The sequence below is a fragment of the Actinocorallia lasiicapitis genome (assembly GCF_054778695.1).
Window position 1 is genome coordinate 1 of record NZ_BAAGZI010000442.1, and the last position, 4,512, is coordinate 4,512.

Annotated in this window: 5 protein-coding genes; all 5 read left to right on the forward strand. The window is 71.0% G+C overall.

Features of this window, described 5'->3' with window-relative positions:
- On the forward strand, positions 1–1,452 hold a 1,452-nt coding region (locus ACYVE7_RS29700; protein WP_460369312.1), incomplete at its 5' end, for a DUF6421 family protein.
- A complete protein-coding gene (locus ACYVE7_RS29705) occupies positions 1,449–2,072 on the forward strand; it encodes an SDR family NAD(P)-dependent oxidoreductase (RefSeq protein WP_460369313.1) in 624 nt (207 codons plus the stop codon). The genes ACYVE7_RS29700 and ACYVE7_RS29705, both read left to right, overlap by 4 nt.
- Positions 2,056–3,102 carry a threonine aldolase family protein gene (locus ACYVE7_RS29710; RefSeq protein WP_460369315.1) on the forward strand — a complete coding sequence of 349 codons (1,047 nt, stop codon included), beginning with the start codon at positions 2,056–2,058 and terminating at the stop codon, positions 3,100–3,102. The genes ACYVE7_RS29705 and ACYVE7_RS29710 overlap by 17 nt, the downstream gene beginning before the upstream one ends.
- Positions 3,103–3,113: 11 nt before the next feature.
- Positions 3,114–3,800, forward strand: a complete 687-nt coding sequence (locus ACYVE7_RS29715; protein ID WP_460369317.1) for a response regulator transcription factor — start codon at positions 3,114–3,116, stop codon at positions 3,798–3,800.
- A gap of 3 nt (positions 3,801–3,803) precedes the next feature.
- A partial coding sequence (locus tag ACYVE7_RS29720) for a hypothetical protein (RefSeq protein WP_460369319.1) occupies positions 3,804–4,512 on the forward strand: 709 nt, incomplete at its 3' end.

Consider the following 4,512-nt stretch of genomic DNA (forward strand, 5'->3'; position numbering starts at 1 on the left):
CAGGCGGGCGAGGGCAGGGTCGCGGTGTTCGCCGACTCCGACCTGTTCGGCGACGACTCGCTGCACGACCACGACCAGGCGGCGCTCTGGACCAACATCGTCACCTGGGCGGCGGGCGCCCCGCGCGACGGCTCCACCCGGGTCGACTCCCCCGCGCTCGGCCACCCGGCCTGGGCCGCGCTGAAGACGGCCGTCGAGGAGCTCCGTCCGCTCCAGGTCAAGGACGGCTCGGTGCCCGCCGAGCACAAGGCGCAGGCCGCCGCGATCGCCGGCCGGATCACCGCGGCCGTCGAGGAGCTGGCGCCGCTGTTCCCCTACGACGCCGCCTACCTGGACGCCTTGGTCGTGGACCTGCGCCGCTGGGTCGCCGACGGCCTCGAGATCCCCGACTTCCTGGACTCGCTGCTGGCGTTCCAGCCGCAGGACCAGCGCGAGGACGGCCTGGAGCACCTGGTGGTGTTCCCGATGTACACCCAGAACGGCAACCTCGACCGGAACTTCGAGGCGGTGCTCTGCCGGGTGGTGTGGCCGGACTGGCTGGCCGCGCTGGAGGCCGAGCGGTACGACAACCCGATGTTCGTGCCGATCGCATTCACCGACTTCACCGCAGGCTACGACACCAACTCCGCGGTGCTGTTCCCCGAGACCATCGCCGTCCGGGAGGTGCCGTCGAAGTTCACCTGGGGCGGGATCTTCTGCGACCGCGAGGCCGCCCGCTTCCGCCGCGTGTCGCGGGCCGCCGCCGACACCCTGCGCCTGCCGCTGCCGCCGGACGCCGCCCGCCTGCTGGACTCCCAGGACCTCGCCCAGGACACCTTCGTGCTCTGGGACCTGATCCACGACCGGACCCACAGCCACGGCGACCTGCCGTTCGACCCGTTCATGATCAAGCAGCGGATGCCGTACTGGCTGTACTCCCTTGAGGAGCTCCGCTGCGACCTGACGACGTTCCGCGAGGCCACCCGGCTCACCGGCGAGCCGCACGCCAAGCTGGTGCAGTACGCGATCCTGTTCGACCGGCTGTTCCGCTTCCCGATCACCGGTGAGCGGGTCCGCAACTACGACGGGCTCGGCGGCCAGCTCCTCTTCGCCTACCTGCACAAGCACCATGTGATCCGGTGGACCGACAACCGGCTGTCGATCGACTGGGCGCGGCTGCCCGAGGTCGTCATCGCGCTGTGCGAGGAGGTCGAGGCGCTGTACCGTGACGGCATCGACCGGCCGAAGCTGACCCACTGGCTGGCCGCCTACGACCTGGTCGCCCACTACGTCGAGCCGCACCCGGCCTCGGCGTGGGCCAAGGGCGTGCAGGCGCTGCCGATCGCCGAACCCCCGAAGGCGTGGGTCGACGCCGTCCTCCCCGACGAGTTCCCCCTCAGTATGTTCTACGAGGCCTTGGCCAAGCGCCTGGGCGACGTGATCGACTCCACGAAGGGCATCCGAGCGGCATGAAGACGATCGTGGTAGCGGGGGCCGGCGGCGCGGCGGGCCCCCCGGCGGTACGGAAGCTGGCCGAGGCCGGATACCGGGTGATCGCGGTGGACCGCATCCCCCTGGACTACACCGACCCCAACATCGAGCACTCCCAGGTCGACCTGCTCGACCGGGACGCCGTGACGGCCTGGGCGAAGGAGCTCGGGCCCGTCGACGGGCTCGTCCACCTGGTCGGCGGCTGGCGCGGCGGGAAGACCTTCGCCGACACCAAGCTCGAGGACTGGGACTTCCTGGAGAACCTGCTGATCCGTACGCTCCAGCACACCACCCTGGCGCTGGAGTTCACGGACGACGCGCGGGTCACGATCGTCTCCCAGGCCGGCGCGCAGAAACCCACCCAGGGCAACGCCGCCTACGCCACCGCCAAGGCGGCCTCGGAGGCGTGGCTGCTGGCGCTCGCCGACTCCTTCAAGGGCTCCGACCGAGCCGCGGTGATCCTCGTGGTCAAGGCCCTGGCCACCGGCGATACGGACAAGCCGGGCTGGACCCATGTCGATGATCTTGCTACTAGGATCGTCGAACTCTGGGACCGTCCCGCCCCCGACCTGAACGGAAAGCGTGTTGAACTCTTTGCATGACCCCGCCGTCCGCGGATTCGCCAGCGACAACTACGCCGGCATCCACCCGGAGGTGCTGGCCGCGATCGCCGCGGCCAACGACGGGCACCAGACCTCCTACGGCGCCGACGTGTACACCGCGCGGCTCGAGGAGCTGTTCCAGGCCCACTTCGGTGAGCAGGCGCGGTCGTTCCCGGTGTTCAACGGGACGGGCGCGAACGTGGTGGCGCTCCAGGCCGTCCTGAAGCGCTGGGAGGCCGTGGTCTGCGCCGACACGGCCCACATCCACGCCGACGAGGGCGGCGCGCCGGAGAAGATGGCCGGGATCAAGCTGTTCACCGTCCACACCCCGGACGGCAAGCTGACCCCCGAGCTGATCGACCGGCAGGCGTGGGGCTTCGGCGACGAGCACCGCGCCCAGCCCGCCGTGGTCTCGATCGCCCAGTCCACCGAGCTGGGCACCCTGTACACGCCCGCGGAGATCCGGGCCATCGCCGACCACGCCCACGAGCGGGGGATGCTGCTGCACGTCGACGGGTCGAGGCTCGCGAACGCCGCGGCGGCGCTGGGCGTCCCGATGCGGGAGTTCACCACCGACGCCGGGGTCGACATCCTGTCGTTCGGCGGCACCAAGAACGGGATCATGCTGGGCGAGGCCGTCGTGGTGCTGAACCCGGCGCTGGTTCCGTCCGTGAAGTACCTGCGCAAGACGTCGATGCAGCTCGCGTCGAAGATGCGGTTCGTGTCGGCACAGCTCATCGCGCTGCTGGAAGGCGATCTGTACCTGCGGAACGCGGGGCACGCCAACGCGATGGCGGCGCGGCTGGCCGCGGCCGTCGGCGGGATCGTGGAGATCGTCCGGCCCGTGCAGGCCAACGCGGTCTTCGCGGTGCTGCCGAAGGACGTCACGGAGCGGCTGCAGAAACGGTTCCGCTTCTACACCTGGAACGAGGCGACCGGCGAGGTCCGCTGGATGTGCTCGTTCGACACCACCGAGGCCGACATCGATGGCTTCGCCGCCGCGGTCGCCGAGGAGATGGCGGTTAGGTAGGTTCTCTACCTATGCGTAGCGGTTCGCGGGTCCTGGTCGCGGAGGACGATCCCAAACAGGCTCGGCTGATCCGGCTCTATCTGGAGCAGGAAGGGCACAGCGTCCTGGTCGTCGGCGACGGCCGTTCGGCGCTGGCCGAGGCCCGCGACCACGCCCCCGACCTGGTGGTGCTGGATCTGATGATGCCGGGCCTGGACGGACTCCAGGTCTGCCGGACGCTCCGCGCCGAGTCGGCCGTCCCCATCCTCATGCTGACGGCGCGGTCCACCGAGGACGACCAGCTCCGCGGCCTCGACTTCGGGGCCGACGACTATCTGACCAAGCCCTACAGCCCGCGGGTGCTCGCCGCCCGGGTGCGCGCCCTGCTGCGCCGCTCGGGCGGCCCCGGGCCGTCGGCCGTCAAGAAGGTCGGGCCGCTGGAGATCTACCCCGACTCCTTCGAGGTGAAGGTGTCGGGCCGGCCGGTCGAGCTGACCGCCAAGGAGTTCGGGGTGCTGCAGGCGCTGGCCGCCGACCCCGGACGAGTGCTGTCCCGCGCGCAAATCCTGGAGCGCGCGTTCGGCTTCGACCACTACATCCTCGACCGGACCGTGGACGCCCACATCATGAACCTGCGCCGCAAGCTGGAGGACGACCCGACCTCCCCCGCGCTCGTCCAGACCGTCTACGGGCGCGGCTACCGGCTCGGTGGTGGCTGAACCGTGTTCCGGCGGTTCCAGGCCAGGGTCTTCCTGATGATCGTGGTGGTGGCGCTGGCCGCGACCGGCGCGACGGCGTGGCTGACGGTCCGCACCACCAAGGCGGAGCTCAGCTCGTCGGGGGCCGAGGAGCGGCGCACCACCCGGACGATCTACGACACGCTGCGGCTCTACGGGATCGACCACGGCACCTGGGAAGGGGTCGACGAGGTCGTCGCGCGACTGGGCCGGGAGACCGGGCAGCGGATCCGGATCGTGGCGTCACGGGACGGGACGGTCGTCGCGGACACCGACACGCTCGAAGGGCGGACGGCCCGCCAGGTGCCGACCAAGCCCGCGACCGCGATCGACGTCCGGCCGCAGCCGCTGATGGACGGGTCGGCGCTGCTGCTCGGCAAGGTCGGGCTGTCGGACCAGATCCGCGAGTACCGCGACGGCATCCGCTACGCCGCCTGCCTCACCCGCCGCGACATCGAGGTCGAGAAACGGGCCACCGGCTGGGTGCCCGCGCCCGGCTCCGACGCCAAGTCGATCAAGGACTGCCAGGTCCGCGGCCGGAGTTCCGAGCAGGAGATGAGCGAGGACCGGGCGGCGCTCGCCCGCTGTCCGGGCGAGGCGTGTATGCGTGACGCGTTCACCCGGCGGATCTCCGCGTGGGCGCCGGCCGCCCTCCAGTTGCAGACCGGCTGGCTGCGCGCCGACCACCGGCCCG